Here is a 4,709-nt window from a genome sequence, read left to right on the forward strand (position 1 = left end):
GATTCTTCCCGATATATATTGGGAATCGAGTGCAATGGAGCCATGTATCACAGCTCCGCAAATGCGAAGGAAAGAGACGTTTACAGTCAACGGTTCCTAGAAAGCAGAGGCTGGACCATCGAACGGATTTGGAGTCGAAACTGGTGGAAGAACTCTTCAGCGGAGATAGAGAGAATAGATCAGAAAGTCAAGGAATTGTTGAAGAAGGAGTCTGTAAAAGAGAAAGTTATCAATTAAATATTAGATTATTAACGGAGTGCAAGGTAAGTGCCATTAATGTGGGATTCCCTTGCACTCTCTTTTGTTGTATGTCCTTTGACCATCGATTTTAGGGCTAATCCACCTGAATATATGCTACTGTTTCACAGGGAGACTGCCCCCAATATCGAGCTTGGAAATCCAATCAAATTCCTTCCCACTAAAACATTTGCATTTGCTCGGTTGAACTGTTTTCTTTATTATTCAAGGAAACATATCCTAATGATTTATACCCACTTTGACGCTTTTCAAACATTGTCTTTAATATAGGTACATGGACATCAACATAATCGAAAACTTTAACTTCCTGCTTGTTAGAGTGAATTCGGTGCAACCGTCCAACGTATTGCTGAAGGGTCCCTTTCCAAGATATTGGCATGGCTAAAAATAAAGTGTCCAAACGGGGATCATCAAAACCTTCACCAATGTATTTACCGGTTGCAATTATGAGTCGCTCTTCGTTATCTGGAATCTTAGCCAGGCGTTCCAATTCCATCTTCTGTTCTTTTTTATTCATTTTCCCTGTAAGGACAATAATGTTTTTGGCAAACCCTTTAAATTTATCACGAAGGAATTCAAGATGTTCAATTCTCTCCGTCAAAACAAGAGGGGAACTTCCTTTATCTAATTCATTTAAAACATCGTCAAATAGTAATTGATTTCGCTGTTCATCCTTTGAAATGGACTGGTAGATTTCTTGAAGATTAGTTGAATTTGATCTGAAATTCGTATATGTCGGTATTAATGTATGTTTAAAAGGGCGAATTTTCGCTTGTGCTTTTGCATCAGTTTTGTAGCGTACGGGGCCACACTGCATAAAGATAATGGGGTGCAATCCGTCCTTTCGAATAGGTGTAGCTGTCAGCCCATACACATACTTAGCGCGGATACGTTTTAATACTTTTTCAAAGCTGTAAGCAGAGATATGATGGCATTCGTCAACAATAATCTGTCCATATTGAGTAATAAATGATTTTAACTCACCCCTAGAATTTAGGCTTTGAATGGTAGCTACATCAATTTGTCCAGATATATTCTTTTTGCCGCCGCCAATTTGTCCTATGTCTTTGGATGATACATCGAAGAAGGTAGATAAACTTTCCACCCATTGTTGAAGGAGTTGGGTCCTATTCACAATTATTAAGGTATTAATTTTCCTTCTAGCTATAAGTGCCGCAGCGGTAACCGTTTTTCCAAAACCTGTAGACGCTGCTAGAGTCCCATTTTCATGTTCCAGTAATTTTTGGATGGCATCTTCTTGCTGCGATGTAAGTTGTCCATTAAAGTTAACTTGAAGATAATCTCCTTCATATGATTCATTTTCTATTTCAAGTTCAATGGAATAACTTTTTAACAGTTTTTCTAATTCTTCATAACAGCCACGGGGAAGTATTAGATATTCAGAATTCTCTTCATAGCAGATAATCACCTTTTGAATCCCATAGGTTGACATTCGCTTGGACTGCGCTTTATAAAACTCAGGATTATTGAAAGTAGCTAATGCCATCATTTTTGATAAAATTTCAGAAGGAATTCCATCTTTTCGGATATACATACCGTTTTTGAGCATTACATTGATTTTCTTAGGGATATTTATTTTCACCACTGGTTCATTTACAAGTAAATATCCAAGTTTATTTAAAGCGGCTGAAATATCGTGTTTATTCATTTTTTCAATTGAGGATAAATACAGCCATTGATCCTCAAAGGGTATAAAATTTTCATCAATAAATACACTATTCCCTTCACTCTTTGAATGGAGCTGTAGTGGCAAAGCGATAAGATTGCCAAATCCACCGCTAGGAAGTATATCTTGATTTGGCAGCATTCGATCAAATGAGTCAAACCCAATTTGATGTCTTCTTTCATGTGTTTTCGTTAAAAGATACATCCCAAGTTTTCTGGCTAAAGCTGCTGAAACTTTTTCTGAAAAGAAGATCCATACATGTGCACCTTTTCCTGATCGAGATCGTTCTATGTATACGGGAATATTACTATCTTTGCATTCCTTTGCAAATGCCAAAACGTCTTGTTGCCAGTTTTGTTTATCGAAATCAAATGCAAGAAAAAAACATGAATCATCTTGAAGAAGAGGGTAAATTCCGACTGTTTTTTTTCCACTCAGATGGTTAAATAATACTTGATCGTTAAGGGGAGTTAACCTTCGATGCTGACAGGCGGAACATTTAATTTGTGGTTTTTGACATAATGGTTTTTGCCATTCCAAATCGCAAGCTGGGCTGTAACCACTCTTCCCATTAATAGATTCATATCTGTATGCAAATACATCTGTTCTTCCCTTAAATAAACTTTTAAAAACATTAATTTTATCTTTTGGTAAGGACCGATTACTAATTATGTTTGCATCGATTGTAATTTCTGCTTTTTCTTCCCGTTGATGCATCATATTTGAGAGCAACCGTTTTAAGTGTTCATTTTCCTTTTTTAGCTGATTTAACTCTTTCATTAATAGATCATATTTCACTTTTATTACCTCTAAATATTATAGTTTTTTATGAGTTAATTATACGATAATAGGAAAGTCATTTTCAAAACGTGTAACATTGAGAGGATATGCAGACTTAAAAGGGAGTTAGATTTAATTTGTTAAATTTTAGTGAAGATCGCATAATATTCAACAAAAGTTTATAAAGAAATGCTATTATTTTCTTGCTATTACATTTCACTATATTCTCAAGACTTCTGGCATTTTTCTATCCATAATACTCTTTCCTTAATAAATCCCCATTAAAATTCAGGTCAAATTCCCATTTTATAAAAACTTCCATTTTAGTTTTTCATCATTTTATATAAGTATTTCTCAATCGAACGAAATTCTTAACATTACACAAAGGCAAGTGTAAATGATAAAAGGATAGGAGTGGTAGACAATGGCATCACACATCGATCATGACCGATTATTTAAGGAATTGCTGTCAACGTTTTTCGAAGAATTCATTCTGTTATTCTTTCCCAATGCTTATGAGGAAATTGACTTTCATGATTTCCGTTTTTTATCAGAAGAAATTGTAACCGATGTAACGGAAGGGGAAAAATATCGGCTAGATCTTTTAGTTGAAACAAAACTAAAAGGTGAAGATGGATTAATCGTTATCCATGTTGAAAGCCAAGCTCAACACCAGCACAATTTTAATGAAAGAATGTTTATCTACTTCGGACGCCTCTATGAAAAATACCGCAGAAGGATCCTTCCGATTGCTATCTTCAGTCATGATTCAAAAAGACAAGAGCCTGACTCGTTTTCAATTGATTTTCCATTCTTACAAGTGGTGAACTTTCAATATTTTACGATTCATTTAAATAAGGAAAATTGGCGAAACTACCTTCGCCAAGATAACCCAGTCGCAGCGGCGCTGTTAAGTAAAATGGGTTATACTAAAAGGGAGAAAACAGAGGTAAAAGTGGAGTTTTTATTTATGCTGCTCCGCTTGAAATTGGATCCAGCAAAGCAAACCTTAATTATGGGTTTTTTTGATACCTATTTACAGTTAACAGAAGAAGAGGAACAAAAAGTTATTGAAGAGGTGAGGGAAATGAGTGCAAAAGAGGCCGATAAGGTGATGGAAATAATTAATTCATATGAAAGACGGGGAAGAGAACTTGGAAATCAAGAAGGCCTTGAGAAAGGCAGACAAGAAGGTAGGCTGGAAGGAAAACAGGAAGCAATTAAGATGGTTGCTATAAGGATGAAAGAAAAGGGTAAGCCAATTCAAGAGATTGCTGAAATAACAGGGCTGGAAATAGGAGAGATTGCGCGGCTGTAGGATGGGGGTCAGGCACCTTTTTGGGTAATCCGTTTGGACAAGCCGCTTCAGCACAGGTCTTTGACCCGATATTCTCAGTTGTCGAAAAACTGAAGTTTTAATTCATCATCGTGACTCCGTCTGACTGATGAAAACAGAAATCAGCCAAAGCTTTGCTGCCTATTATAAATTTGACTATATTCGCGAAAAAGGAAAAGAAATTGTGTCAGACACAATTGTTCCAGCCTATCAAATTTACCAGGGAGCCGAAGCCGCGTGGGTGTGACCCTTTTATGCAACAAATGTTCATCTAATGTAAACAGCACCATCCACACTCATTGGAATGGTGCTGTTTCTATTTAAAGAGATAACCTCACTTGATTTTGTCACAGTTCACCGTAACGCATCTATATGTGGTATTAACTAGCGCTATTTATGAGGAATATAGGAATAATCTCTCTTTTATACCATCCAAGACTTCATCCGGCATTTCCCTGACCTTGATATCCCCACCTAGGAAAAGCAGCCAATTGGTTATTTCGGCCATTTCTTCTTTGTTATTTACATTGATAAAAGTCTTTAGAACGGCTGTGGTTTAGTAAGGATCCGTATAGGAAATGGAAACTTTTAATGGATGATATTTTTTGAACTGGGCAATCGCTCTTGGGTGTCCGCTGCCATTTTCAA

General features: G+C 36.4%; 2 protein-coding genes and 2 pseudogenes. 2 read left to right on the forward strand and 2 right to left on the reverse strand.

Annotation, left to right across the window (positions count from 1 at the left end; all coding sequences use genetic code 11):
* A pseudogene (locus tag COJ96_RS23935) lies at positions 1-237 on the forward strand (hypothetical protein); the annotation flags it as partial.
* Positions 238-418: 181 nt separating this feature from the next.
* On the opposite strand, the gene COJ96_RS23940 reads toward COJ96_RS23935, so the two are convergent.
* Entirely contained in the window at positions 419-2,743 is a 2,325-nt protein-coding gene (locus tag COJ96_RS23940) for a TOTE conflict system archaeo-eukaryotic primase domain-containing protein (protein ID WP_306460613.1), read from the reverse strand.
* A 406-nt stretch (positions 2,744-3,149) separates the two neighbouring features.
* Here COJ96_RS23940 and COJ96_RS23945 point away from each other — a divergent pair, with 406 nt between their 5' ends.
* A complete protein-coding gene (locus COJ96_RS23945; RefSeq protein ID WP_098576319.1) occupies positions 3,150-4,043 on the forward strand; it encodes an RpnC/YadD family protein in 894 nt (297 codons plus the stop codon).
* 412 nt (positions 4,044-4,455) lie between these two features.
* Here COJ96_RS23945 and COJ96_RS23955 read toward each other — a convergent pair.
* A pseudogene (locus COJ96_RS23955) lies at positions 4,456-4,709 on the reverse strand (helix-turn-helix transcriptional regulator); the annotation flags it as partial.

It is taken from the genome of Bacillus sp. AFS073361 (genome assembly GCF_002567005.1).
Taxonomy (GTDB): domain Bacteria; phylum Bacillota; class Bacilli; order Bacillales; family Cytobacillaceae; genus Neobacillus.

What these genes read in the sequence shown, in the direction of transcription:
- COJ96_RS23945 (WP_098576319.1), top strand. Translation starts at nt 3,150, where the DNA reads ATGGCATCACACATCGATCATGACCGATTATTTAAGGAATTGCTGTCA.